Below are 24,757 nucleotides of genomic sequence, written 5' to 3'. Positions count from 1 at the left end.
GTTACCGGAAACTCTGTAACAGTGTATTGAACAAGTCCTGGGCAACCGACATCACTTGCGCAGAAGCGTTGTAAGCGGCCTGGTACTGAATCAGCCGGCCGGCCTCCTCGTCGAGGTTCACACCGGACACCGATTCACGCTGGTTGGTTGACTGCTCCAGCAGGGTTTTGCCGGCATCCACGTCCAGCTGGCTCTGCCGGGTTTTCACGCCGATATCCTCAACCACGCCAGCGTAGCCTTCCGCGAAGTTCTGGCTGCCGCCGTTAAGGGTATTAGCCGTGCCCAACGCGGCGAGCAGCTCGGCATTCCGGTTGTCTGAAACACCGTTGGAGTTGTAGTCAATCTCAAAACTGTCGCCCGACGCTGGCTGGCCGGTAATCCGGAACTGGAAGCCCTGGTATTCCGCGCCACTGGCAGGATCGGGATTGAATAATTCGTTGGCAATACCCGGGGTATAAGGACGATCTGCCGGACCAATGGGATTACCGTTGACGTCCTCAACGGTATAAACCAGGCCCGTTCCAGGGTCGTCAAAGGTTACGGTAATCGGCCCGTTTGCCAGCTGTCCGGATGACTGAAAAGCCGGCAGCAAAGAATTGGTGAACGGGTTTCTGACATTCAGCATCGTGCCCTGATCAATCTTGCCCGTGCCGATGTTATTTTCACCTGTCGTTGCCCGGATCGGGCTGGCAAAGGCCAGGTCCTCCTCCCGGTTAACGACAAGGCCAATACTCTCCGCCGCGTTTCTGCTGGGCTGAATCAGATACTTGTCACCGGCATTGAAGGATCCACCCTCTACACGGATATTGAACCCGGGCATACTGATTTCAGATTGCACCGGGTCCGGCAAACGGCCCTGGTTAACCGTATCCCCGGTCCTCTGGTCAATCAACTCGTAGCTGCGCCCGTCACCACTGAACTGCAAGGTCCAGCTGCCTGCTGCCAGCGCCGAGCTGTCGGTAATTTCCACCGCCAACTGACCATTACTGGACAAAGAATTGTTTCCGTTCGCCACCACCCGGCTTCGCTGCGCCTCGACTGAATTGATATCGGTGAAGAACAGCCCGCCAAGATCACCCTCCAGATCCATGCCAATTTCATGCTGGTGGTTCATGGTGTCTGACAACGCGATCGCAATCCGGCCCAGCTCATCAAATGCCGGCTTGAGTCCTTCGTTATCGAACCGCAGCAGGCCGCCGAGTTTGCCCCCGGTAATCTGCTCATCGATGTTAAGGGTCCGGCCGCCATTGCTCAGAGTGAATTCGAGGCGTGTGGGGTCCTCTGCATTTTCACGGGTTCCAAAAGTTGCCGCGTTACTGCCAACCACCAGAGACAGACCATTGGAGAGCGACACATTGACCTGACTGCCGTCCGTGGGCGTCACTTTGATACTCACCAATTCAGAAAGCTGGCGCAGTTTTTCGTCGCGCTTGTCCAGCAGCTCGTTGGGCATCTGGCCCTGAGCGATTCCCGGGGATTCAGATATTGCGAGATTCAGCTCAGCGATGCTTTTGACAAGCGTGTTTGCATCTTTCACGCCCTGCTGCATCTGGGTCTTTATGGATTCCCTCTGCTGGATAAACTCCTGGCTCAAAGCCTGGAACCGGTTAACAATCTGCTGGGCCTCGCTCAGAACCAACTGACGCTGGGGCAATGAGGTGGGGTCCTCAGCGGCGTTCTGCAGGCTGGCAAAAAAGTTGTTCAGCGCGGTGCTCAGGCCGGTTGTCTCACCGCCAAGCAGATTATCAAGCCGGGACAGCTCAGAATTGAGAGCGGCCTGCTCACCATAGAGCGTGCTATCTTCCCGAACCTGCTGTACCAGGTACTCGTTAGCAAGACGGCGGATATCGGTAACATTCACGCCACTGCCAATGGTTCCTGCGCCGGTCCGCTGGCCTTCCTGGGTTTCAAACAGGACTTCCTGGCGGCTATAACCGGGCGTGTTGGCGTTGGTGATGTTATTGCCAGTCGTGTTCAGCGCCGCCTGATGACTCAGGATGCCGGTCAGACCAATACCTATCAGTCCTGCCATAACGTTTACTCCTTCATCCCGTCACTGCCCAGGGACAGCGTCATCAGTGAATCACGGTTCATGATCTGCCGTATCTTGCTGCCGTACTCCGGATCCGTTGCGTAACCAGCCTCCTGAAGTTTTTCTGCAAACACCTCAGGCTGATCTGCCAGCGACAACACCTCCCGGTAACGAGGGTTTGATTCCAGAAACGAGACGTAATCCCGGAAGCTGGATTCATAATCCCGGTACGCCCGGAAACTGGCCTGTTCTTTCATGGGCAGACCCTCGCGGTATTCTGTGGTGGTGATGGACACGGCGTCGCCGTGCCACCGGCTATCCGCCTTGATACCAAAGAGGTTAAAGCTTGGCTCGCCCTGCTCACCCCGAATCATATGCCGGCCCCAACCCGTCTCCAGGGCCGCCTGGGCCACCATCAGTTTCGGGTCTATGCCGGAGTCCCGGCTGATTCGCTCAGCGACCGGAAGCAAGGCACTCACGAAATGCTCCGGCGATTCGAACCGGTCTGGCAATTCGGACGCGTTTCGTTCCGGCGCCGCGACAGATTCTTGTGCCACCGCAGCGACTTTCTGAACCTGCTCCGGCAAGCTTGCCGAAAGCGCCGGCAAACTCCGGTCATAATCCGCCAGAGAAGCCTTGTGACCAGCAAGCTTGTCGCCTTCACTGTCCGTACCTGGAATTTGTCGGCTCAGCTGCCGGACCAGCGCCTCAGCGAGACCGGTTCCCTTGCCACCAGCCATGGTCAGACTCATCTGGTTATCGAACATGTCCCGGTACAGATCGGACTGATTGCTCTTCAGATAATTGCCTTCGGAAAGCACGTCCCCGGCCTTGCGCATGGACTTCAGCATCTCAGAGAGGAACAGGCTCTCGAACTGTCGTGCAACTTCTTCCAGCGCCGCCCTTTTGTCGGTTCGGGCCTGCGTTTTCAGGGCGTTCAGGCCGCTGAAATCGGTGTATACCCGGGCCTGCTGAAGCGAATAGTCCTGCATCATGCCACCTAGATAACAATCAGCTCGGCACGCAGCGCACCGGCCTGTTTAAGAGCTTCAAGGACCGCCATAACGTCCCCTGGAGCGGCACCCACCTGGTTCACCGCCTGAACAATCTCGTTCAGGGTGACCGCCGGACCAAACTTGAACATACGGGCCGGCTCTTCGGTAATCGCAATCTGGGAATCCGGTTCAATTGCGGTATCGCCAGCTGCAAACGGGTTCGGCTGCTCTACTTGAGGATTCTCCTGAATAGTCACCGTGAGATTTCCGTGGGTGACAGCGGCGGGGCTGACCCGAACATTCTGGCCAACCACAATGGTTCCGGTCCGGCTGTTGATGACCACTTTGGCCGAGGCCTCGGCAGGGTCGATCTCGATGTTTTCAAGAATCGAGAGGAAACTGACCCGCTGCGAGGGATCCCGTGGTGCACGCACGGAAACCGACGTTGCATCATGGGCATAGGCCATATCGGGACCCAACCGTCCATTTACGGCTTCAACCACCCGGCGGGCGGTCGTGAAATCCGGTCTCAGGAGGTGAAAGGTAATGGTGTCCCCGCGATTAAACGGCGACGATATTTCCCGCTCGATGGTGGCGCCGTTTGGAATCCGCCCAACGCTGGGAACGTTTACGGTAATTCTTGAGCCATCCTGCCCCTGGGCACCAAACCCACCGACCACAAGGCTGCCCTGGGCCATGCCATAAACCTGGCCATCTGCGCCTTTCAGGGGTGTCATCAGCAACATACCGCCGCGAAGACTGTCTGCGTTGCCGATAGAGGAAACAGTGATATCGATTTCCTGTCCTGCCTTGGCGAATGGCGGAAGTGTGGCGGTAACGGTTACCGCGGCGACATTGGCAAGATTCGGATTAACGCCTTCAGGCAGGGTTACGCCGAACTGGTTCATCATGTTGCGAAAGGTCTGATTGGTGAACGGCGCCTTGTCTCCGGTCCCGTCCAGGCCAACCACCAGGCCGTAGCCCACCAGCTGGTTATTACGAACACCCTTGATCCGGGCGAGGTCCTTCAGGCGATCTGCCATAACCGGCCCGGCGACCATTGCCAGTACCAGTACCCAGGCGAACATCCGGCGAAGACTCATAGCGGCCACCACTCACTGTTGAAGAAGCGGGCCAGCCAGCCCATCTGGTTAGCCTGGTCAAAATCGCCGGTGCCACCATAGGCGAACCGGGCATCGGCAATACGGTTGGATGCCACGGTGTTGTCCGGCTGGATATCTTCCGGGCGCACCAATCCAGTCAGGCGGATGTATTCATCACCATTGGTCAGCGACAACCACTTCTCTCCACGAATCCGGAGCACGCCATTGGGTAAGACTTCGATGACGGTCACAGTAATGCTGCCGGCGAGACTGTTGCTCTGGTCTGCCTCGGCCTGCCCTTCAAAGTCACGCTCCTGGTTCAGGGAGGTGGCAATGCCGAAATTACTCTTGCCCAGCACTGTCGGCTCCGGAAGCGTGATCTCATTGTTCTTGGAGATGCTGGTTTCGGCGTTCTTGCTGGCCCGGGTAGACTCCTGAAGGCTTACCGTCAGAACATCACCGACGTTCAGTGCTACGGTGTCGCCATAGAAGTTATAGTTTCGGGAAACCTGGTAGATGGAGCCAGACTCCGCATCTCTCTGCATCATGGCCTGAGGGCGCACCGGCGCATAATCGGGATCATCCGGCATTGCCCGGGGCCGACTCATGGCGGTGCAGCCCTGCAGCACGATCAGTACAACGACCATCACCAGGGTGTTGACGCCCGGCATTTTCCGGCTGGATGTCATCAGGTTCATGACTTCACCTCTGGCGACGTTAGCCAATATTGTTGGTAATGAACTGCAGCATCTGGTCTGTCGTCGAAACCACCTTCGAATTCATTTCGTAGGCGCGCTGGGTGGTAATCATGTTCACCAGCTCTTCAACCACTTCCACGTTGGAGGCCTCTACAGAGCCCTGTTCGATGCTGCCAAGCCCTGCCAGCCCTGCTTCACCTTCGGCGGGGTCACCGCTGGCATTGGTGGCCTTGAACAGGTTGTTACCTATGGCCTGCAGGCCCTGGGGGTTAATAAAATCCGCCAGCGTTATCTGGCCGAGGTTCACAGGCGCGGCCTGGTCATCGGTTACCGCCGTGACCGTCCCATCCTTTCCGATCGTTACCGTGGTAGCGTTCTCGGGTATGTTGATGGCTGGCTCCAGGGGGTAACCGTCGGGATTCACCATGTCGCCGTCAGCGTTCAGCTGGAACTGGCCATCACGGGTATAGGCAACCTGGCCATCCGGAAGCTGCACCTGAAAAAATCCCCGGCCATTCACGGCCATATCCAGCGGCTGTTCGGTGATCTGCAGATTGCCCTGGGAGAACTGCTTGGCGGTACCCACAACCCGGACACCTGTACCCAGCTGCAGGCCAGACGGCAGTTCGGAATTCTGGGTAGTCAGGCCACCGGGCTGCCGGTTGATCTGATACAGAAGATCCTGAAAGACCGCACGGTCCCGCTTGAACCCGACAGTGTTCACGTTCGCCAGGTTGTTGGAGATGGTGGACATGTTGGTGTCCTGTGCGCTCAAGCCGGTTTTGCTGACCCAAAGTGCTGGATGCATCTTGCTTTCTCCTTGCCGGGGGCAATCAGGCGGCCGGTTTTTGCCGCTTCAGGCCCGCCAGGCCATTGTGTTCAGTCGTTACTAAAGGTTCTGCAACAGCCGTGCCGTTGCTTCGGAATTCTCGTTGGCGGTCGTCATCACCTTCACCTGCATTTCGTATTGCCGGGAAAGCTGCAGGTTGGAGATCATCTCTTCCACCGCGTTCACGTTGGAGCTTTCAAGAAAGCCCGAGGCAACTCGCAGGTTGGCGTCCGGAGGCTCAGGGCCATCAAGAGCCTGGTCCGGTTTACGCTGCATGTTTCCATCAAGGCCTTTTTCCAGCGCGTCCGCCGGCGGATTAACCAGTTTCAGGCGATCCACCTCGACCAGCTGATCTGGCGGGCCACCAACCGGGATGATGGAGATGGTGCCATCAGCGCCAATCTGGACATTGTCAAAAGGGGGAAGCGCAACCGGTCCGCCGTTGCCGAGCACAAGGTCGCCACCTGCCGACCGGACCAGGCCATTCACATCCACCTGAAGACTGCCGCTGCGGGTAAACACCTCTTTGCCCTGTTCGTTCTGGATGGCAAGCCACCCTTCACCCTCAATGGCCACATCCAGTTTGCGGCCGGTTTCCATAAGCGCCCCGGCAGACTGGTCCGTACCGGGCCGTTCTGTCATGGCGTAAGCGCGGGTGGGATGGTGTCCCCCGAGTACAGGCATGCTGCGGGCCTGGGCGAAATCCTTTTTGAAGCCAGTGGTGGCAACGTTCGCCAGGTTGTTGGCATGGGCACGCTGGGCCAGCATATTCTGCTTGGCGCCAGACATACCGATGTAGAGGGCTTTGTCCATGGGGAAAACTCCTGCCGGAATTTTGACTGTTTCCAGTCTTCCTGCAGGAGTCATGCCATATTCGCTAGCTCGCGAAATTAACGGAGATTGATGATGGTCTGGGTGACCGCATCGGAGGTTTCAATGGTCTTGGCATTCGCCTGATAGTTGCGTTGCGCAATGATCAGATTCACCAGCTCGGCAGACAGATCCACATTGGACTCTTCCAGGGAACTGGCCTTGATAGCGCCAAGGGTGCCGGTATCCGGAGCGCCAATGATTGGCTGACCGGATTCAAAGGTTTCAACCCAGGAGGTATCACCCACTGGCGAAAGTCCGTTGGTGTTGTTAAACGCCGCCAGAGCGACCTGGCCCAGGGCCTGTGACTGGCCGTTGGTGTACCTCGCGAACAGCACACCCTGGTCAGACACATCGAGGCCCGACAAACGGCCCGTGGTGTAACCGTTCTGCTGCTGGTCATTTACCCCGAAGGCTGCGCCATACTGGGTTGTGCCACTCAGGTTTATCACAAAAGCCGAAGTGGTCGGCGGCTCAGGAATCGGTGTCACTACCACCTCACCCGCAGAGGGAGGTCCGTCGGCGCCGTTCGGCTGTCCGGCGCTGTCCTTCGGAATCCAGTCATCAATCAGGATTTCGCCGTTGGGATCTCCGTTTACCGACTGCAGGGCACCATCCTGATCGAAGCGGGCTGTATAAGGCGTTACGTCTGTACCGCCAACCATCTCGCCATCAATCTGGGCATAAACGGACCACTCACTGATGCCAACACCATTGCCCGGAGAGGGATTTTTCACGAAGAATTGGGTCAGCTCGTGGGAATTGCCCAGGCTGTCGTAGACCGTGGTCGACGTGGCGTGGTTGTAGGTTCGCTGATCGAGCGGGTTGAATTCGTTTGTAATACGGATCGGCGAGGCATTGAAAGCTGTCTCGAAGGCTCCATCCGCCGGGTCGTCAATAGCGGCGACAACCCGGTCTGCAGTAACGTTCACCTCGCCAAGCACCGGGGCAGGATTGGTTGTCGTTGTGCCGTCTCCGAATGAGTAATCGAGAGTTTCACCCTGATTGTGAATCACACGAAGAACATCTGTGCCCGTTCCATCATCGACAACTGAAGCCGATATTGCGGTTTCGCTGGAGTTGTTGATTGAATCCACAAGATCCTGCAGAGACGTGATGTTGTTGGTGTCCAGCGCCAATGGCGCACTGTTTATATTCAGACTGAAAGTAAAATTACCGGTGGTGTTGGCACTGGTAATAAAGGCGTCAGTGATTCCATTAGCCGTTGCCGTCGTGGTTGCCGACGCGCTCAGCCCGGGGGCATCGCTGATGGTGGTAGCAGCTTGCCGTGCTGTAGCGGCAGGATCAATGGCTACATTCAGATCTGGTGAGCCGTCCGTGTATTGAACATCAAAGCTGTTGCCCTGAATGCTGGTCACAGACAAAGGCCCGATGTCCCGCACCCGGGTTTCCAACACCGACTGCCTGGAATCCAGGTTGAGATCGGTATCCAGGTTCGTGGTACGCCGCGGTGCCAGGTTATCCGTCTGGATCTGCAGGTCCCCGCGGATACCCGAGAGGTTGCCATCATCATCGGCCGTGTAGCCCTGAACACGCATGTTCTGGTTATTGGTAACGTAGCCTTCCTTATCGATACCGAACTGCCCGGCCCGGGAATAACGAATCTCGCCGCCGTTATTAAGGATGAAGAAGCCGTCACCGCTGATCGCCATATCCAGGCCGTTGTCGGTGAAGCTGATGTTGCCCTGGCCGAAAGACTGCTTCACATCCTGGACCCGCACACCATCCCCGATCGGGTTGGTGCCGGCGCTCAGAAAGCCGCTGGCGTAAAGATCACCGAACTGGGCCTTGCTGCCCTTGAAGCCAGTGGTGCTGGCGTTTGCAATGTTGTTACCGGTGACGTCCAGATCCACCGATGCCGCACGAAGGCCGCTCAAACCTGTATTAAATGCCATGGTTCACCCCTTGGTGTTTCACCGGTATCAGTTAATTTGTTTCACATCAGACAAGGCAATGGAGCCCATGCCTGCAAGATTCAGGGTAATGGAGCCGCCCTGGCCCAGGGAGACGCTGTCAACATTGGCGCTCACCATGGTGGACAGCTGCTGCTGCCCATCGGGGTAGGAAGCCTCGGCCACAACTCTATAGGGGCCCGGCGGCAAGGGATTGCCGTTGCCGTCCTGGCCATCCCAGCGGAACGAAGTCACACCGGCCGGACTGCTACCCATATCAATCTGGCGCACCAGTTCACCGTTCTGCCCCTGAATCGAAAGCCGAAGCCCGCCGGTCGAGGCCGGCACTTCGATGGTGCCGCTGATTTCGCCGTCCGCGCCAAGAATCCCGATCTGCGAGGGCGCAAGTACGGTTTTGCCGACCATGGCAGACGCCTGCAGCGCCTGGGTGGAGCGGAACTGACCCACCACATCTTCAACGGTGCCGGAGAGGTTCTGCATCTCTTCCAGAGAGCTGAACTGGGCCAGCTGGGAGATGAATTCACCGTTGTCCTGGGGCTCCAGCGGGTTCTGGTTTTTCAGCTGCGCCAGCATCAATTCCATGAACTCGTTCCGGCCCAGCTCACTGGTGCCCTTGCCGCCATCCTGATTCTTCAGCTGGTACTGGCTCAGAACATCCGACGCGTCTGTTGCGTTTATTGCGCTCATTTTATGCTCCTTACCGTGTTACTGCTGACCAAGAGTCAGAATGCGCTGCATCATGGACTTGGCAGTGTTCATGACATCCACATTCATCTGGAAACTTCTGGACGACGACATCATATCTGCCATCTCTTCAACCACGTTCACATTGGGGTAAAAGACATAGCCGTCTTCATTGGCCGCCGGGTGTTGGGGCTCGAAGCGCATCTGCAGCTCCGCATCGCTCTCCACAATGCCCTCAACCTGTACTCCGGCTCCCGGCCCCTGATTCTCAGCCATCGGGAAACCGCCCTGGCCCGGGTTCAGCAGTGACTGCTGGATGGCCGAGAAAACCGGCTTCCGGGCCCGGTAGGTCTCCTCAGTACTGGAGCTGGCCGTCTCGGCATTGGCAATGTTGGAAGGGGTTGTATTCAGCCGCAGTGATTGCGCTGTCATGCCGGAACCGGCGATATCAAAAATGCTGCCCAGTGACATGAAATATCTCCTTCGCTAAGCCCGGGACTGCGGCTTATTCGCCTTTAATAGCTTTGGTCAAACCACTGAACTTGCTGTTCAGGAACTGGAAACTGGCCTGAAAGTCCATGGCGTTACGCATGAAGCGCGTCTGCTCCTGCTGGGCATCCACGGTATTGCCGTCGACTGACGGCTGATGTGGCACCCGGTAAAGAAGGTCGCTGTCTGAGGCAGACAGAGAAGTATCCATGTGGGCCTCGTTCGTTTTGGCCATCTGGAAGCCGCTCATGGACTCCTGGGCCTTCTGCATCATCGCCTGGAAATCCACATCGCGGGCCTTGAAGCCCGGGGTGTCAGCGTTTGCCAGATTGTTTGCCAGAACTTCGGCACGCTTGACCCGCGCTTCCACCGCGTGCTGATGAATGCCCAAAGCCTTATCGAACGTAATTGCCATGTTGCCTCCCGAAAACTGCACCAGTACGCCGACCTGTTTTTGCCGGCTGTGCTCTCTGACAGGATTAAAGCAAGGTGGATGCCAGAATTCGAAAGGCGCTCCAAATAGTGAAAAACGCCAGTGTTGGCGGGGCTCGCAGGGCTGGTAAGAGAAAACGCGAAGGGTTAACGGGAGGAAAAAGTCGCGAAAGCGGCAAACTGCTTCCCCCGACCCAAGCCGCGGGAAGCAGTTACCGGTTAAGGCCAGTTACGGACAAACTCGTCAACCCCGGGGCGGGGAACTGCAGGTTTTACTGTCGAAACACTTCCGGTGTAGAGAAAGCCGACAATCTGCTCATGCTCATCCAGCCCAAGCCCCTCGTGAACGGCTGAATGATAGGCGACGGCACCGGTGCGCCACATCACACCATAACCGGCATCCTGAAGGGCCAGCTCAAGAAAGCTCATGCCAGCCGCCGTAGACATCACCTGCTCCACTTCCGGCACTTTGGGGTGGGGGCTCGGCGAGGCAATACCGATTATGATCATGGGGGCCCGCAAAGGCGCGCGGCGGAGCTTTTCGATTTCACGCTCGTCACTGTTGTTGGCGCAGGTGGAGGCAAACAGCTCCCCCAGGGCCTCAAGCCCCTCACCTTCCACGACCAGATAACGCCACGGCCGCAGCAAGGCATGATCCGGAGCGCGGGCGGCGCAGGCAAAGGCCCTGTTCAGGGTCTCCCTGTCCGGCGCGGGTGCCTCCAGCCTGGGTTCAGAGGATCGGTTGAGCAGGAAATCAGTAACTGCTGTCATATCGCCTCGCTATCTGATGACTCTATAAAATTGGGTGCGGGCACAATTGCTGGCTGTGAATTGTGGCTTGTACGTAATACTGTTAATCTTTAGTCGTAGTCGGCGTAGCCAACAACTATAAAATGCCGCGGTCGTACAATGGTGAGAAGCAGCACAATGAGCAACCAGCGAACCTTCAATAACTTTTCCGAATTCTATCCTTACTACCTGGAAGAACACAGCGATCTAACCTGTCGTCGACTGCACTTCGCTGGCAGCCTTCTGGTTATTCTGGTCGCTGCCTGGGCGCTGAGTTCCGGCAAACTGGTCTGGCTGCTGGCCCTGCCTGTCATCGGCTACGGCTTTGCCTGGGTCGGTCATTTCAAGTTCGAGAAAAACCGCCCTGCAACCTTCAAGTACCCACTGTACAGCCTGATGGGAGACTGGGTCATGTTCCGGGACATGCTCATTGGCAGGATCCGTTTCTGAAATGATGAGCGTACCGGCCGATCTGCGCAATGCCAGCACCTCTGCTGTCAAGTCGATGGCTGCCGAAGGCCCCGGCAGTCCGATAGCCATACCGCCAATGCCGGATTACAATGGCCGAATACTGGCGTACACGTCTACCGCTGCGATTATCGTGACAGGCGTTCTCCAGGGTGCCTTTCCCCAGCAACTGTTGTGGCTGGTGGCCGGTGCCCTGATATGGCCCCACATTGCCCACGCGTTAACCCGAAAGACATTCCTCAGAAATTCCACCCGCATCCGGCACAAAATGCTCATTGTGGATTGCGTATTCGGTGGCGCCTTCATCGGTTGCATTGGTCTGGTCGTCATACCCTCCCTGTCGGTGGCCCTGATGCTGATGTTCAGCTGCCTTATCGTGGGCGGCATCCGCCAGTGGCTGCTCGGCACCATCTTCATGGCTGCGGCGATTGCCATTGCCGTCGCCATCCTCGGCCCTGCAGACGGTCCTCACGCGCCGTTGCTGACCATGATGGTGTCAATCCTTTCCACTGGCCTGTATATCTGCGTTACCGCCTACTATTCGCACCAGCAGGCCCGGGCACTGATGCAGGCCAAGACCCAGATCCAGAACCAGCGGGAACAGTCGATTGCCCTGTCCCACAAGCTGTCCAAGTACCTCTCGCCTCAGGTGTGGCAATCCATTTTTACCGGGGAACGGGATGTGCGCCTGGAAACCCAGCGCAAGAAACTGGCGGTATTCTTCTCAGACATCAAAGGTTTCACCGAACTCTCCGAAGAGATGGAGCCGGAAGCGCTGACCGAGCTGCTGAATCACTACTTCAATGAAATGTCTGAAGTGGCGCTCAAATACGGCGGCACCATCGACAAGTTCGTGGGAGACTCCATCATGGTGTTCTTCGGCGACCCCACCAGCCGGGGGCAACGGGAAGACGCCTTTGCCTGCGTGTCCATGGCAATAGACATGCGCAAACACATGAAAATCATGCGCCAGAAATGGCGCAGCCAGGGCATCAAGACCCCTCTGGAAATTCGCATGGGCATCAGTACCGGGTATACCACCGTGGGTAACTTCGGTGCCGAAAACCGCATGGATTACACCATCATCGGCAAGGAAGTGAATTTGGCCAGCCGCCTTGAATCCCTGGCAGAACCCGGCGAGATCCTGGTTTCCTACGAGACATTTTCGCTCATCAAAAACAAGATCATGTGCCGGGACAAAGGCGAAATAACCGTAAAAGGTTTCGGCAAACCGGTGCCGATTTACGAAGTGGTGGATTTTCGGCGGGATATGGGTCCCAACCGCAGCTTCATGGAACACGAGCACAGTGGCTTTGCCATGTATCTGGATTCAGACAAGATCACCGAAAAGGAACGGCAGACCATTCTTACCGCGCTGGAAGATGCCGCCGACCGCCTGCGGCGGGAAGAAGACGTCTCCTGACGCGCCTTCCAGCGTCACCTCCAACTCCGTCTACTGACGGATCAGCCGCGGCCCGGCATCGTGGCCGGTTTCGGTACTTCTCCAGGGATTGATATCCAGCCCGCCCCTTCGGGTGTACCGAGCGCAAACCGTGAGCGACTCCGGTTTGCAGTGGCTCATCACATCCGTAAACACGGTTTCCACACAGTGTTCGTGAAAATCCTGCTTCTGACGAAAACTCACCACATACCGTAATAATCCGGCCCGGTCGATTTTCGGGCCAGTGTAACTGATCAGCAGGGTTGCCCAATCCGGCTGCCCTGTCACCGGGCAATTGCTTTTCAGCAGATGGGAACAGAGACGCTCTGTCACTATCTCATCGCCGGCAAACAGTGAGTCCGGTGCGTAGTCATAAACCACATCACTCACCGGTTCGTCATCGATCAGCTCGAATCCCGCCGGGCGGCCAACGGCGTCCCCCGACTCGTCGACACTCAAAAGCCTGACATGAACCGCGCCGCCACAGGCACTGGAAAGGTCCTTAGTGATGACTTCCGCCACCTGGTCCCGGGTTGAATAAACAGCCTGATTCAACGAGTTCAGGTAAAGCTTCAGGGACTTGGACTCAATGATTGAAGGCGACGCCGCCGGAAAGACAATCTCGGCCCAGGCCACGTCGGGTACACCGCCCGGCCTCAGCCAGGAAATCTCCCAGGCTTGCCACAGATCTTCCCCAAACCAGGGCCAGCGGCCATCATCCAGGCCAAGGCGGCGACGGTTTTCCTCTCTCGCCACAGGGAACAGCAAGCCAGGGTTATAGCTGTCCGGATAGTCACTTGTTTTGCCAAGCGGTGCGTCATTAAGTGCCATAGGTGTTCCTGAAATCAGTGGCGAATGCCTTTGCCCCGCTCCAGCATCTTCAGTGCGATGACTGCCAGCACGGTGATGAAAAACAGAATCATACCAAGAGAAATGAACGGATTGACGTCTGACACCCCCAGAATTCCGTATCGGAAGCCGTTTACCATGTACAGGATCGGATTGATCATGGATACGCCCTGCCAGAATCCCGGCAACAGATCGATGCTGTAGAACACCCCACCCAGATAGGTCAGCGGGGTCAGGATAAAGGTTGGCACGATGGAAATATCATCAAACTTGGTTGCCAGCATGGCGTTGATGAATCCGCCCAGGGCAAACAGCGCCGAGGTGAGGAACACCGTTAGAATCATCATCGGCAGGTTGTGTATCGAAAGCTGGGTAAATGCCAGCGACACCAGAGTGACAATCAGACCGATCCCCAGGCCACGAGCCATACCACCCACCACATAACCTGTCAGGATGACCCAGTTCGGCACCGGTGACACCAGCAACTCCTCGATACTGCGCTGGAACTTCATCGAAAAGAACGACGACACCACGTTCGCGTAGGAACTGGTGATCACCGCCATCATAATCAGCCCCGGCACAATAAAGGACATATAATCGAACCCGCCCATCTGGCCGATCCGGGATCCGATCAGGTTACCGAAAATAATGAAATAGAGCGTCATGGTGACCGCCGGTGGCAGCAATGTCTGAGGCCAGATCCGGGTAAACCTGCGAACCTCCCGGATAACAATGGTGCTGAATGCGGTGAACATTGCGTGTGGTGTCATGCCGCCCCCTCCACACTCTTGCTGGAATCAACGGCGTTCTCTTCTACCATGCGTATGAACAGCTCTTCCAGTCGGTTGGCTTTGGTTCTCATGCTGATTACCTTGATGCCCAGTTGATCCAGCTGTACAAACACCTGGTTCAGTCCCTGGCCTTTCTGGACCTCAACCTCCAGGGCCCCTTCCCCGTCCAGCCGGGTGTGGAAATCGCCCAGCTCCGGCGCGGCGTCCAGGGGCACCTCGGTATCCAGCACGAAGGTCTCCAGGCTGAGCTGCTGCAGCAGTGCCTTTTTGCTGGTGTGCTTGAGGATCTTGCCGTGGTCGATAATCGCAATGTTGCGGCAGAGCGCCTCCGCCTCTTCGAGATAATGAGTGGTCAGGATAATGGTAGTGCCCTGACGGTTCATTTCCTCAAGGAAGATCCACATCGAGCGGCGCAGCTCAATATCGACGCCGGCTGTCGGCTCGTCGAGGATCAATAGTTTCGGTTCGTGCACCAGGGCCCGGGCAATCATCAACCGGCGCTTCATCCCCCCGGACAGCATCCGGGCCGGGGTGTTGCGCTTGTCCCAGAGACCCAGCTTTTTCAGGTATTTTTCTGCGGAAACCGACGCTTGCTTCAACGGAATCCCGTAATAGCCCGCCTGGGTAGTCACGATATCGAACACTTTCTCGAACTGGTTGAAGTTGAATTCCTGGGGCACAACCCCGAGGTTCAGCTTGGCATCGGAAAGATGGGTGTCGATGTCGGATCCGAAAACCCGCACCTTGCCGGCTGTCTTGTTTACCAGTGAGCAGACGATGCCCAGCGTGGTTGATTTACCGGCGCCGTTGGGGCCCAGCAGGGCGAAGAAATCCCCCTCGGCCACGTGAAGATCAATCCCCTTGAGCGCCTCGAACCCGTCACCGTAAATTTTGGTGAGGCCCTCGATTTCCAGTGCATTGGTCATAAACGATCCCGATTCGGTGAAAAACGGCAAGAAACGGCCCGGGCCGCCCGCCAGAATTTAGATTGCTATTTATTGTGACAAAGCCGCTGATTTCAAGGCCTTTAACAGCTTGAACCTGTTCACGGGCGAAAACCGGAAACTGCGACAGGAATCCCGATATGAGGCTATCCCCGCCCCTATAATGCGGTTACAACAATTTACAAAAGGGGCTGCCGCACCAAGTTGCGGCGCGCTGAATTGAAGGGAATGTACGACAAACCATGAGATCCGTTCACCGCATCCGATTGTCACTCGCGCTCTTGAGCGCACTTGCATTCACCGGCTGCCTTGATGAAGAAAGTGGCTCCGGCGACGGCACCAGCACGGGCCGGCTTAACTTCAATGGCTTCAATGGCCTCACCTACCAGACAGCCAGCCAGGCCGGCACCACCAACGCCGCCGGCGAATTCCGGTACTATCCGGGGGAAACCCTGGAATTCCGGGTCGGCGACCTGCCACTGATCAGTGGGGTTCCTGCACGGCAATACGTCACCTTCCTTGAATTCTTTGAGACCACACGTACCGCCCTGCAAACACCCAGGTTGGATGAAGAGGGCCTGACAACACATACCCTCACCGAGCAACAGGTGCTGGAAAATGCCACCCTGATGAATCTGGCCCGATTTCTGATGCTGCTGAACTGGAGCGAGAACATACCGGAGGGTGAAGGCATCGATATCCGTAATCGGGTCATCAGCCAGCTGAATGCTGCGCTGCCGAACCTGACCGGGACCATCAACTTTACCGTCAGCGAATCGGAATTCACCGCAATAAACCCCACACCCTCCCCGGCCAACCAGCTTCTGGCAGCGATTTGCTTCTATCCGGAAGATGACGAGCTGTGCGAAGAGCCACCCACCCAGACTGAGATCGACAACGCGCCACCCAGGCCGGAAAACGCCGATGAGCGCGACCCGGATGTTGAATACAAGGAAGACCTGGAGGCCAAAAAGGAGCGGATCGAAAATTCGGTACGCTCAATGGAGGATATCAGCGCCGAAGATGCACAGACCTACCTCACGCGGGAACTCAAGGGTATCAGCACGGCGGTTGCCAACCGATACTACCTGGATGACGATGTTGCCAGCTATCCGGCCAGCGATACCACAATCAAACAGGTGGCGGTACGCCGGATCGGCGGGGGCCTGGCATTGGCGGAGCTGGAAGCGATAAGCACCCGGCCCCAGGATGTTCAGGTGCATTCCGCAGACTGGCAAAGCGCCGAGGTGGAGTACTTTGTGGCAGGTCCTTCGGGCGGAGAATCAGAACTGCTGATGAGTTTCCGCCCGGAGAACACCTATCGGTGGGTTCGCAAACAACTGCGAGTAATTATCCGTTGATCAGCCGGGAGAGGTTCCAGCGGGATTCCACTCCCGTCACGTCATAGCGCGAGGGGTCCAGCCCCTCGGTGCCATGGGGCAGACATTCCCGGACCCGGATCGTTTCCGCCGCCTCTTTTCCTTCGTTATACCGGGCAAGATCGACAATTTTGGCAGTTTTAAGGGGCCTGGCATTGGCGTCGGTCATCACCATCACCTGGGGCCAGAGCCTGCGCTCCGGCGAATGGGAAACCACAATCCCGCGCTGGCCGTCGGTCAGCTCCACAAGGCTGCCCGTGGGGTAAATGCCAATAGCCTGGATGAAGTTCTCCACCAGATCTTCCTGGAACTCGATGTTGCGCATCTCGTACAGCAGGGTCACTGCCTTGGCAGGCGTCATGGGTTCGGCGTTATCCCGGGGCGCAATCAAGGATTCGAAGAACTCCGCAATACCCGCCACCTTCGCCAGCAATGGAATACGATCACCTCGAATGCCTTCAGGGAAGCCCGACCCGTTATGGCGTTCCCGGTGGCCCTGAACAACACTCAGCACGGCCCGGGAGAGTCCGCTGCCATCCAGCATCTGAACTCCGAGGTTTACGTAACCCCGGTAGGTAATATATTCCTCAGCGCTTAATTGCCCTTCCCGGGCCAGCATGTCTGCCGGCAGTGCCGTCTTGCCTACCTGGGACAGCAAACAGCCCAGACCGAGATGGTTCAGAAGGCCTTCGTTCAATCCCAGGTGACGCCCACACACCAGTGCCCACACCGCGGTGTTCAGAGCATGCCGGTACAGATAACTGTCGTGTGCGCGGGTGCGACTGAGCCACAACAGGGCATCCGGCTGCCGAATCACGCTGCTCACCATCTTGCTGGTGATGGTAGCAATGGTCTTCAGATCGACCACATCGCCTGAGCGAAGTGCCTCAAACAGGCGGTCCAGTGCAACCTCGACATCATCAAGCAGCCGCTTTGATGTCTTCATTTCCTTCTTCAGGCTGGTGTCTGTTTCATAAGTAACCGGCTCCCGGATGCTCAGCGGGGGCAATTGCAGCTGTTCACGCCCACCACCACGCTTATTGGAGCTCTTGCCGAACACCGGCCTGTTGCCGGCTTTGACCTCTTTGGATTCCCTGGCTTCTGCAACATCCACCATCACCCACTTGCAGTGGGAAACCAGCGCACGGATATCATCCTGGGAACGGATATGGAAACCCTGAATCGGGAACGGAGTCTGGTGCCAGGGCCTGTCCAGATCAGACACGAACATGCCCACTTCCAGATCATGCACTGCTACTTTCTTCTGTTGGACACCCACGGGCCACCTCACAAACAAACTTTTCGATGGCTACCATTCTGACCCAACTGCCGGAAGACACAATTACAATATCGTGTCGCTGGGTAACTCAAACGCGACAAAGCGTAACGATAATGTTCAACAGGAAACAAAGTGTAGCAATGTGATGGTGATCACACATCAACGTCAGAAAGTGTCACTCAGCGTCACACACCAACTCGTCGAACGCTGGCGGCCGTGCGTTCATGGCGCCACGGGGCGCCTTGCGTACATAGACGGTATAGGGCACCGACGATGCCCGTATGTAATCGAGGTTACGGGATTCGTCACCAGAACCTTCAGTAACAACGGCCGGCGTGCAGGAAACCAGCAACTCCAGTTTTCCGCCGACATCGGGGATACGGGCATCGGGAGCCCCGGCATTGATCGCCATACACCGGATCGATTCCGTGGCGGGTTTTCCCGTCTGTGCAACGAGGTCCATGCCGCTCCCCCCGCAGGCCCGAATGCCGGTACTGCAGGCACCGGCATCTGCATCATCGCCATCCCGTACACGCCAGACCCGGTCGCTGCACTGGGTCTCAACCTTTATCGACGTTGCCTCGTTGCTGGCAAACCACCAGCCAGGATACTCAGCGCTCTGCCAGGACAACCGCACCTGTCTGGGCTCACCGGTGGAATTCTCCGCAGGAAACATCGCAAAATGCGAGTAATAGCTGGCACACCCCGGCATGGATACTGAGATGAGAATTGCGATAACTGGCTTGTAAGCTCTGGAAAATATTGAAAAGATCATCTGGCCGGCTCATTCCCTGACAGCAAGTTCGTTGGCCCGCCCATTATCCACAGCGGGCGCCGGGAATCCGCCTAACAGTCACCATTTTGATCAAACTGAAGGCCGTATCCGTCATTGGTTTTACGCACCACTACCATATCCAGCACCGGAGCGGGCACAGGCAGGCCCTGCACCTGCACGGTCACCTTGTCGCCAATCTGCGGGACAAAAGGCTCCGTGTCGACCACGACAAAGACGCCGCCATCGGAGATGTCACGGGTTGAGAATATGAAATCCCCAAGCTCCTCATGGACCAGCTTAACCTTCGCACTCATGGCGGTGCGCATGTGCTCTCTTCGATCGTTCCCAGCCATCTGCGGTTTCCACTACTTTTTGCATAGTTTTTATAGTCTTCCGAAGCATAACACCATTTTCAGGAAAATATGCCAAAGGAGATATTGACTATACATTTAATAGAAATGAGAATGGTTGGCGTTATTAAACGTCTGTGGATCTCAACCATGGGCCACATGTTCAGTACTCCCCCAAAAGGATGCGACTATGCAAATGAAACTGGCTGCAACCGCCGCAATCGCCCTCACTGCCATGCCCATGGCTGCCACCGCTGAGGGTGAAGTAAACATCTATTCCTACCGTCAGGCGTATCTGCTTGAACCGCTGCTGAACGCGTTTGAAAAGGAAACTGGCATCGAAAGCAATGTGGTATTTGCCAAACAGGGCCTGGCGGAACGCCTGGAGCGTGAAGGCCGAAACAGCCCGGCTGACGTGGTAATGACGGTCGATATTTCCCGCATCAACGAACTGGTCGAGCGGGGTCTGGTTCAGAACGTCGACAACGAAGTACTGGAAGACAACATTCCTGAAAATCTGCGGCACCCAGACGGGAAGTGGTTTGCTCTAACCACTCGTGGCCGTCTGATTTTCGTGTCCAAAGAACGGGTTAAAGAAGGTGAAATCACCACCTACGAACAGCTGGCGGACGACAAATGGGATAACCGTATCTGTACCCGCAGCGGCAAGCACCCGTACAACATTGCCCTGATCTCCTCCATGATCGCCCACCACGGTGAAGAGGATGCCGAGAAGTGGCTGGCTGATGTAAAAGACAACCTTGCCCGCAAACCCCAGGGTGGCGATCGTGACCAGATCAAGGCCATTGCGGAAGGCGTTTGCGATGTCGCCATCGGCAACAGCTATTACTACGGCAACATGCTTCAGGATGAGAACCAGCGCCCGATCGCCGAACAGGTTCGCCTGGTGTTCCCGAACGCCGAAGGCCGCGGTACCCACGTGAACATCAGTGGCATTTCGCTGACCAAGAGCGCACCCAACCGCGAAAATGCGATCAAGCTGATGGAGTTCCTGTCGTCGCCGGAGGCCCAGCGCATCTACGCCGAGGCTAATACCGAGTACCCGGCGAATCCGGAAGTGAAGCCTACCGGTCTGGTGGCCGAGTGGGGGGAGATCAACCCGGACGACTTGTCACTGCAGCAAATTGCCGAAAATCGCGAGGCCGCAGTTAAGATGGTTGACCGCGTCGACTACGACGGCGAGTAAAACTCTGCAGCGGGCGGAGGGTGGTTCTGCCACCCTCTCCCTGCCTTACTCTTGCTTCCCGCGGGTGCCAGGCATGACGTCAGTCATTGCAGGTATCAATACAGGTGTCTACAATCTGCAACCTTCGAACGGACAGCACACCCATTCACACACAGGACAACCATGAGCGAGGCTGCAACCAGCGTTAACCCCGGGCTATCCCAGCCCCTGCTGGCAAAGCGTACCTCTCAGAAATGGCTTATCAGCGCTGTGCTGACCACCGCCATTGTTGCCCTACCTGTTCTCTCGGTCATCTTTCTCGCGTTTTTCCCCGAAGAGAATATCTGGCCACACCTCATTGAAACCACACTGCCCCGCTATCTGATCACGACCATCCAGCTGATGGCAGGCGTGGGCGCAATCACACTGGCCATTGGCCTTGCCTCCGCCTGGGCCGTGACCATGTGCGAGTTCCCTGGCCGCAAGTTCTTCGAATGGGCCATGCTTCTGCCCTTCGCGGTACCGGCTTATGTCATCGCCTATGTGTACACCAGCCTGCTGGATTATGCCGGCCCGGTTCAGGGAGCCCTCAGGAACTGGTTCGGTTGGGAAAACGCGACCGATTACTGGTTCCCGGAAATCCGCAGCCTCGAGGGCGCCACGCTGATGCTTGGCCTGGTGCTCTACCCCTATGTGTATCTGCTGGCCCGGGCTGCATTTCTGGAGCAGTCGCCCTCCCTGTTCTCGGTCAGCCGCAGCCTTGGCCACTCTGCCCTGAGCACCTTCTTCAAGGTCGTCCTGCCCATAGCACGCCCCGCGGTTGCCGTTGGCCTCTCCCTGGTGCTGATGGAAACCCTGAACGATTTCGGCACCGTCGATTTCTTCGCGGTACAAACCCTCACTGCAGGCCTGTTTGATACCTGGATGAACCTCGGCAACCTCGGCGGCGCCGCCCAGATTGCCACCACCATGCTCATCTTCGTGGTGATTCTGGTAACCCTCGAACGCTATTCCCGCAGGCGCCAACAGCAATTCGCGGCCCGGGACAACCGGGAGCCGATCCGCCGTTTCACCATGTCGTTCCCGCGCCAGATGATCTGCGTGGCCGTATGCGCATTGCCTGTGCTGTTCGGGTTTGTGATTCCCGGTGCCACCCTCGGCCTCTACGCCTGGGAATACTTCGGGGAAAGCTGGAACCCGGACTTTGTCCGCAACACATTTAATAGCCTGTTCCTGTCTGGCACGGCTGCCCTGACCACGCTCCTGATCGGCATAACCCTTGCCTACAGCCGCCGCCTGCACAATACCCGGGGCATGCAGGTGCTGATGCGCCTCTCCAGCTTGGGCTATGCCATGCCCGGTGCAGTGCTGGCGGTGGGTGTGATTGTGCCTCTGGCCGGGTTCGACAACTGGCTGGACAGCCTGATGAGGGAATTCTTCGGCATCAGCACCGGGCTGTTACTGAGCGGATCGGCATTTGCCCTGGTGTTTGCCTATACCGTACGGTTCCTGGCGGTTTCCGCAGGTAGTGTGGAAAGTGCATTGCAGAAGATCACTCCGAGCATGGACATGGCTTCCCGCTCACTGGGCCACAGCCCAGGTAAAACCCTGGTAAAGGTCCACCTGCCCATGCTGAGGGGAACCCTGCTGACGGCGGCGCTGGTGGTTTTCGTGGATTGCATGAAGGAGTTGCCGGCCACCCTGATTCTCAGGCCGTTCAACTTTGAGACCCTGGCCACCTACGTGTACCAGTTTGCCTCTGACGAGCGCCTGTACCACAGTGCCCTGCCCGCCCTGATTATTGTTCTTGCGGGCATCATCCCGATTATCCTGATGAGCCGGTCAATCTCCAGCACCCGCTCGATTGCCTGAAAACCGGGCCCTGAATGTTCAGGGCATCAGAGAGTCATCCGGGACTCCACACCCTGCACCACAAACCGGCCCTGGAAGACGGCTACCGGTTCAACCTCCGGCATGGTTCTGGGCTCGCCACAGAACACCTCGGCCGTAAGATCCAGCCGGCCCCTGCCGTGCCGCGCCAAGCTTTTCCGGAAGCGCTCGGGTACCTCTTCACCGGGCAGGCGGCAGATCACATAAAAATCCATGGTCACCGGCTCCAGGTAATCAATATTGCCATTCTGCACAACCACGCTGCCCCGAAGCCCCATATCCCAGAGCGCAAGCTCTGTCAGGCCCCAGGCCGCGGTAACCGCGGCGCAATAGATACTGCCGCCGAACCCGGTGCCCTGATGGTTACGGTTGGGCTCCAGTGGCGCACTGAGAAGCAGAGAGTGGCCGTCCCACGAATGCAGTTGAATCCCCAGCGCCCGTGAAAGGGGAATCTCATCATGGATACGTTTCTGGAAAAGAGACAACTGGCTCATAACATCCTCCTGATATCCCTCCAGTTTAGGCCGGCTCATTGCTTTTCCCTATGCGACTAACGTCGGTTGTTTTCACTACGAAAAAGGCCCGGCAATGCCGGGCCTGATCACACCATTTCAATCAAGGGCAGACATTACTGCCAGATCACAGGCCGACGCTGGGCATACCAGTTTTCCACTTTCTCCTGGTAGGCATCCTCAACCACATTACGTTTGAGCTTCATGGTCGGGGTCAGAAAGCTGTTCTCTATGGACCATTCATCGCTGACCACGGTAATGAAAGCCAGCTGCTCGTGGGGATCCACCGTCTTGTTCACATCGGCGATCAGCTGCTTGAAACTTTCCTCGATTTCCTTTCTAAAGGCCTCATCCGCCATCTTCGGCCGGACTGTCTCACCCAGCATCACCAGCGCATGGGGCTGGGTCTGGTTGGCCCCGGATACACACACCATTTCGATTGCATCGTGGGACATCAGGCGATTCTCGATAGGCGCCGGAGCAATGTACTTTCCCTTGCTGGTTTTGAAAATTTCCTTGATGCGGCCAGTGATCTTCAGGCGGCCCATTTCATCGATCTCACCCTTGTCACCGGTTTTCAGGAAACCGTCTTCAGTGAACGCTTCGCGGGTTTTTTCCTCATCCTTGTAGTACCCCATCATCGTGGCCGGGCTCTTGATCTGGATCTCGCCTTCCGGGCTGATCCTGGTCTCTACTCCGGGCAAGGATTCACCCACGTAACCGATCCGGGATCGGCCAGGCTTGCTCATGTGGGAGTAGGCAAAGTTCTCAGACATGCCATAGCCTTCCAGCAGCTCGAGGCCAAGGTTGCGATACCACTCCAGCACATCGCTGGCAAGCGGCGCAGACCCGCTTCCGGCCAACTTGACCTTGTCCAGGCCAAGGCCCTTCAGGATCTTCTTCTTGATCAGCTTGTTCACAACCGGAATCTTGAGCAACCGATCCAGCTTCTTCTTCGGCAGCTTCTGGAGCACACCATGCTGGAATTTCACCCACAGCCGCGGCACAGACAGGAAGAGCGTGGGCTGGGCGCGCCTCAAATCCTCGACGAAAGTCTCCAGCGATTCGGCAAAAAAGAGGTGGAAGCCGGCATAAAGCGAAGCCAGTTCCACAAAGGTCCGCTCAAATACGTGAGCCAGCGGCAGATATGAGAGCATGCGCTCCTCGGAGCCAACACCCAGCACTTCCATGCCACCTTCCGCAGCAAAGGCCATATTGCCAAAGCTCAGCATCACGCCCTTGGGCTTGCCGGTACTGCCGGAGGTATACACGATGGTGGCCAGCTCGTCTGCATCCCGGTGAACGTTCTCTTCCAGCGGCGGATACTTGGCAACGATGTCGTCCCAGGTTTCAAAATCGTTGGGCGGGCTCAGCGGGTATGAAATGCAACGCACGGATTCCGGCACACCTGGCCTCATCATGTCCCAGTCGTCCAGTTTGCCAACGAACAGAACATCGCACTCGGCATGGTTCAGGATGTAGTTAACAGTCTCTGAGTTCAGGGTGGGATACAGCGGTACGGAAACATGGCCAGCCATCCAGATGGCCCAATCGGTCATGATCCAATGGGCGCAGTTCTTGGAGATCAGGCCAATGCGGCTTTTCTCCGGCAGGTTCAGGGATTTCAGATACGACGCCATGCGCCGAGCCTCATCCACTGCCCGGCCCCAGGTGAACTCTTCGACTTTGCCGCCGCCGACGGGCTGGGTCATGTAAAGGGAGTTCGCCTTGGTTTTCTCCCAGTGGTAGACCATATCCAGGGGAAGTTTGTTAGTTGTGTCCATGGACCTTCCTTGTTTTTCGTTATTCGAGTTATAGATGGCTTATTATTAGACTTTCGTAGGGTATTTCAACACAAGCTGCGCCGTCAAAACGTGATACAACCAAAATTATTCCTAACTGCATCTATTTTCACCACATTTGCCATATCGGGATCGGGTCTACCGTCTTTTCTGTAGCCCTCAAACCCGACGCCTGTGGTAAACTTTCGCCCTTTTCAAGCACAACCGAATCAAAACAAACCAGTTAACCTACCCGG

24 protein-coding genes are annotated in these 24,757 nt (G+C 56.8%); 5 read left to right on the top strand and 19 right to left on the bottom strand.

Annotation, left to right across the window (positions count from 1 at the left end):
* Window position 1: 1 nt before the first annotated feature.
* From flgK to CLH62_RS18295, 11 genes are all read right to left on the bottom strand, one after another.
* Window positions 2-2,032, bottom strand: coding sequence for a flagellar hook-associated protein FlgK (flgK, locus tag CLH62_RS18345; RefSeq protein WP_099619650.1), 2,031 nt, complete (start codon window positions 2,030-2,032; stop codon window positions 2-4).
* A gap of 5 nt (window positions 2,033-2,037) precedes the next feature.
* The gene (flgJ, locus tag CLH62_RS18340) at window positions 2,038-3,024 is read right to left on the bottom strand and encodes a flagellar assembly peptidoglycan hydrolase FlgJ (protein WP_099619727.1); all 987 of its coding nucleotides are present in this window, start codon (window positions 3,022-3,024) and stop codon (window positions 2,038-2,040) included.
* An 8-nt stretch (window positions 3,025-3,032) separates the two neighbouring features.
* Window positions 3,033-4,130 (bottom strand): flagellar basal body P-ring protein FlgI, encoded by a 1,098-nt coding sequence (locus tag CLH62_RS18335; protein ID WP_099619649.1) that lies wholly within the window; start codon window positions 4,128-4,130, stop codon window positions 3,033-3,035.
* Window positions 4,127-4,828, bottom strand: coding sequence for a flagellar basal body L-ring protein FlgH (gene flgH, locus CLH62_RS18330; RefSeq protein ID WP_099619648.1), 702 nt, complete (start codon window positions 4,826-4,828; stop codon window positions 4,127-4,129). Before flgH ends, CLH62_RS18335 begins: the two co-directional genes overlap by 4 nt.
* A gap of 19 nt (window positions 4,829-4,847) precedes the next feature.
* Window positions 4,848-5,636 carry a flagellar basal-body rod protein FlgG gene (gene flgG / locus CLH62_RS18325; protein WP_099619647.1) on the bottom strand — a complete coding sequence of 263 codons (789 nt, stop codon included), beginning with the start codon at window positions 5,634-5,636 and terminating at the stop codon, window positions 4,848-4,850.
* Between the two features lie 81 nt (window positions 5,637-5,717).
* Window positions 5,718-6,470: a flagellar basal body rod protein FlgF gene (locus CLH62_RS18320; protein WP_099619646.1), complete on the bottom strand. Its 753-nt coding sequence runs from the start codon at window positions 6,468-6,470 to the stop codon at window positions 5,718-5,720.
* Window positions 6,471-6,547: 77 nt separating this feature from the next.
* Window positions 6,548-8,443 carry a flagellar hook protein FlgE gene (locus CLH62_RS18315; RefSeq protein ID WP_099619645.1) on the bottom strand — a complete coding sequence of 632 codons (1,896 nt, stop codon included), beginning with the start codon at window positions 8,441-8,443 and terminating at the stop codon, window positions 6,548-6,550.
* Between the two features lie 27 nt (window positions 8,444-8,470).
* Window positions 8,471-9,148, bottom strand: coding sequence for a flagellar hook assembly protein FlgD (locus CLH62_RS18310; RefSeq protein WP_099619644.1), 678 nt, complete (start codon window positions 9,146-9,148; stop codon window positions 8,471-8,473).
* Window positions 9,149-9,166: 18 nt separating this feature from the next.
* The gene (flgC, locus tag CLH62_RS18305) at window positions 9,167-9,616 is read right to left on the bottom strand and encodes a flagellar basal body rod protein FlgC (protein ID WP_099619643.1); all 450 of its coding nucleotides are present in this window, start codon (window positions 9,614-9,616) and stop codon (window positions 9,167-9,169) included.
* Window positions 9,617-9,650: 34 nt separating this feature from the next.
* On the bottom strand, window positions 9,651-10,049 hold the full coding sequence (gene flgB, locus CLH62_RS18300) for a flagellar basal body rod protein FlgB (RefSeq protein ID WP_099619642.1): 399 nt from the start codon (window positions 10,047-10,049) through the stop codon (window positions 9,651-9,653).
* A 236-nt stretch (window positions 10,050-10,285) separates the two neighbouring features.
* Entirely contained in the window at window positions 10,286-10,837 is a 552-nt protein-coding gene (locus tag CLH62_RS18295; RefSeq protein ID WP_099619641.1) for a nitroreductase family protein, read from the bottom strand.
* A 156-nt stretch (window positions 10,838-10,993) separates the two neighbouring features.
* Here CLH62_RS18295 and CLH62_RS18290 point away from each other — a divergent pair, with 156 nt between their 5' ends.
* Entirely contained in the window at window positions 10,994-11,305 is a 312-nt protein-coding gene (locus CLH62_RS18290) for an Mpo1-like protein (RefSeq protein WP_099619640.1), read from the top strand.
* 1 nt (window position 11,306) lies between these two features.
* The gene (locus CLH62_RS18285) at window positions 11,307-12,746 is read left to right on the top strand and encodes an adenylate/guanylate cyclase domain-containing protein (protein ID WP_099619639.1); all 1,440 of its coding nucleotides are present in this window, start codon (window positions 11,307-11,309) and stop codon (window positions 12,744-12,746) included.
* A 30-nt stretch (window positions 12,747-12,776) separates the two neighbouring features.
* On the opposite strand, the gene queF is transcribed toward CLH62_RS18285, so the two are convergent.
* Genes queF through CLH62_RS18270 form a run of 3 tightly spaced genes read right to left on the bottom strand, consistent with a single transcriptional unit; the run spans window position 12,777 to window position 15,330 of the window.
* Window positions 12,777-13,595 carry an NADPH-dependent 7-cyano-7-deazaguanine reductase QueF gene (gene queF / locus CLH62_RS18280; RefSeq protein WP_099619638.1) on the bottom strand — a complete coding sequence of 273 codons (819 nt, stop codon included), beginning with the start codon at window positions 13,593-13,595 and terminating at the stop codon, window positions 12,777-12,779.
* A gap of 14 nt (window positions 13,596-13,609) precedes the next feature.
* Complete coding sequence (locus CLH62_RS18275; RefSeq protein WP_099619637.1) at window positions 13,610-14,383, bottom strand: ABC transporter permease; 774 nt, start codon at window positions 14,381-14,383, stop codon at window positions 13,610-13,612.
* Window positions 14,380-15,330 (bottom strand): ABC transporter ATP-binding protein, encoded by a 951-nt coding sequence (locus CLH62_RS18270; protein ID WP_099619636.1) that lies wholly within the window; start codon window positions 15,328-15,330, stop codon window positions 14,380-14,382. The genes CLH62_RS18275 and CLH62_RS18270 overlap by 4 nt, the downstream gene beginning before the upstream one ends.
* Before the next feature lie 260 nt (window positions 15,331-15,590).
* Here CLH62_RS18270 and CLH62_RS18265 point away from each other — a divergent pair, with 260 nt between their 5' ends.
* The gene (locus CLH62_RS18265; RefSeq protein WP_099619635.1) at window positions 15,591-16,709 is read left to right on the top strand and encodes an organic solvent ABC transporter permease; all 1,119 of its coding nucleotides are present in this window, start codon (window positions 15,591-15,593) and stop codon (window positions 16,707-16,709) included.
* On the opposite strand, the gene CLH62_RS18260 is transcribed toward CLH62_RS18265, so the two are convergent.
* The 3 genes from CLH62_RS18260 to CLH62_RS18250 all read right to left on the bottom strand — a co-directional run bounded on the left by CLH62_RS18260 (window position 16,699) and on the right by CLH62_RS18250 (window position 19,134).
* The gene (locus CLH62_RS18260; RefSeq protein ID WP_099619634.1) at window positions 16,699-18,006 is read right to left on the bottom strand and encodes a cyclic di-GMP phosphodiesterase; all 1,308 of its coding nucleotides are present in this window, start codon (window positions 18,004-18,006) and stop codon (window positions 16,699-16,701) included. The two genes, CLH62_RS18265 and CLH62_RS18260, sit on opposite strands and share 11 nt — an antisense overlap.
* Before the next feature lie 175 nt (window positions 18,007-18,181).
* Window positions 18,182-18,781 carry a hypothetical protein gene (locus tag CLH62_RS18255; protein ID WP_099619633.1) on the bottom strand — a complete coding sequence of 200 codons (600 nt, stop codon included), beginning with the start codon at window positions 18,779-18,781 and terminating at the stop codon, window positions 18,182-18,184.
* 71 nt (window positions 18,782-18,852) lie between these two features.
* Window positions 18,853-19,134, bottom strand: a complete 282-nt coding sequence (locus tag CLH62_RS18250; RefSeq protein WP_099619632.1) for a PilZ domain-containing protein — start codon at window positions 19,132-19,134, stop codon at window positions 18,853-18,855.
* A gap of 187 nt (window positions 19,135-19,321) precedes the next feature.
* Here CLH62_RS18250 and CLH62_RS18245 point away from each other — a divergent pair, with 187 nt between their 5' ends.
* Entirely contained in the window at window positions 19,322-20,338 is a 1,017-nt protein-coding gene (locus tag CLH62_RS18245; RefSeq protein ID WP_099619631.1) for a Fe(3+) ABC transporter substrate-binding protein, read from the top strand.
* 162 nt (window positions 20,339-20,500) lie between these two features.
* The gene (locus tag CLH62_RS18240; protein WP_099619630.1) at window positions 20,501-22,189 is read left to right on the top strand and encodes an ABC transporter permease; all 1,689 of its coding nucleotides are present in this window, start codon (window positions 20,501-20,503) and stop codon (window positions 22,187-22,189) included.
* A gap of 26 nt (window positions 22,190-22,215) precedes the next feature.
* On the opposite strand, the gene CLH62_RS18235 is transcribed toward CLH62_RS18240, so the two are convergent.
* Together CLH62_RS18235 and CLH62_RS18230 are read right to left on the bottom strand one after the other, a co-directional pair.
* Window positions 22,216-22,701: a thioesterase domain-containing protein gene (locus CLH62_RS18235; protein ID WP_099619629.1), complete on the bottom strand. Its 486-nt coding sequence runs from the start codon at window positions 22,699-22,701 to the stop codon at window positions 22,216-22,218.
* Between the two features lie 134 nt (window positions 22,702-22,835).
* Window positions 22,836-24,503, bottom strand: coding sequence for an AMP-binding protein (locus CLH62_RS18230; protein ID WP_099619628.1), 1,668 nt, complete (start codon window positions 24,501-24,503; stop codon window positions 22,836-22,838).
* Between the last annotated feature and the right edge of the window lie 254 nt (window positions 24,504-24,757).

The organism is Marinobacter guineae, from assembly GCF_002744735.1.
Classification (GTDB): Bacteria; Pseudomonadota; Gammaproteobacteria; order Pseudomonadales; family Oleiphilaceae; genus Marinobacter; species Marinobacter guineae.
Note: the sequence above shows the minus strand (reverse complement) of the source record. Positions and strands in the feature narration are given on the sequence as shown.

Bases quoted from the DNA above. Each gene is read 5' to 3' on its own strand.
- CLH62_RS18275 (WP_099619637.1), bottom strand. From the start codon at position 14,383: ATGACACCACACGCAATGTTCACCGCATTCAGCACCATTGTTATCCGG.
- flgG (WP_099619647.1), bottom strand. From the start codon at position 5,636: ATGCATCCAGCACTTTGGGTCAGCAAAACCGGCTTGAGCGCACAGGAC.
- CLH62_RS18320 (WP_099619646.1), bottom strand. From the start codon at position 6,470: ATGGACAAAGCCCTCTACATCGGTATGTCTGGCGCCAAGCAGAATATG.
- CLH62_RS18290 (WP_099619640.1), top strand. From the start codon at position 10,994: ATGAGCAACCAGCGAACCTTCAATAACTTTTCCGAATTCTATCCTTAC.
- CLH62_RS18250 (WP_099619632.1), bottom strand. From the start codon at position 19,134: ATGGCTGGGAACGATCGAAGAGAGCACATGCGCACCGCCATGAGTGCG.
- CLH62_RS18240 (WP_099619630.1), top strand. From the start codon at position 20,501: ATGAGCGAGGCTGCAACCAGCGTTAACCCCGGGCTATCCCAGCCCCTG.
- CLH62_RS18285 (WP_099619639.1), top strand. From the start codon at position 11,307: ATGATGAGCGTACCGGCCGATCTGCGCAATGCCAGCACCTCTGCTGTC.
- flgJ (WP_099619727.1), bottom strand. From the start codon at position 3,024: ATGCAGGACTATTCGCTTCAGCAGGCCCGGGTATACACCGATTTCAGC.
- CLH62_RS18235 (WP_099619629.1), bottom strand. From the start codon at position 22,701: ATGAGCCAGTTGTCTCTTTTCCAGAAACGTATCCATGATGAGATTCCC.
- queF (WP_099619638.1), bottom strand. From the start codon at position 13,595: ATGGCACTTAATGACGCACCGCTTGGCAAAACAAGTGACTATCCGGAC.
- CLH62_RS18310 (WP_099619644.1), bottom strand. From the start codon at position 9,148: ATGAGCGCAATAAACGCAACAGACGCGTCGGATGTTCTGAGCCAGTAC.
- CLH62_RS18230 (WP_099619628.1), bottom strand. From the start codon at position 24,503: ATGGACACAACTAACAAACTTCCCCTGGATATGGTCTACCACTGGGAG.
- CLH62_RS18265 (WP_099619635.1), top strand. From the start codon at position 15,591: ATGAGATCCGTTCACCGCATCCGATTGTCACTCGCGCTCTTGAGCGCA.
- CLH62_RS18295 (WP_099619641.1), bottom strand. From the start codon at position 10,837: ATGACAGCAGTTACTGATTTCCTGCTCAACCGATCCTCTGAACCCAGG.
- flgH (WP_099619648.1), bottom strand. From the start codon at position 4,828: ATGAACCTGATGACATCCAGCCGGAAAATGCCGGGCGTCAACACCCTG.
- CLH62_RS18270 (WP_099619636.1), bottom strand. From the start codon at position 15,330: ATGACCAATGCACTGGAAATCGAGGGCCTCACCAAAATTTACGGTGAC.
- CLH62_RS18315 (WP_099619645.1), bottom strand. From the start codon at position 8,443: ATGGCATTTAATACAGGTTTGAGCGGCCTTCGTGCGGCATCGGTGGAT.
- flgC (WP_099619643.1), bottom strand. From the start codon at position 9,616: ATGTCACTGGGCAGCATTTTTGATATCGCCGGTTCCGGCATGACAGCG.
- flgK (WP_099619650.1), bottom strand. From the start codon at position 2,032: ATGGCAGGACTGATAGGTATTGGTCTGACCGGCATCCTGAGTCATCAG.
- flgB (WP_099619642.1), bottom strand. From the start codon at position 10,049: ATGGCAATTACGTTCGATAAGGCTTTGGGCATTCATCAGCACGCGGTG.
- CLH62_RS18245 (WP_099619631.1), top strand. From the start codon at position 19,322: ATGCAAATGAAACTGGCTGCAACCGCCGCAATCGCCCTCACTGCCATG.
- CLH62_RS18255 (WP_099619633.1), bottom strand. From the start codon at position 18,781: ATGATCTTTTCAATATTTTCCAGAGCTTACAAGCCAGTTATCGCAATT.
- CLH62_RS18335 (WP_099619649.1), bottom strand. From the start codon at position 4,130: ATGAGTCTTCGCCGGATGTTCGCCTGGGTACTGGTACTGGCAATGGTC.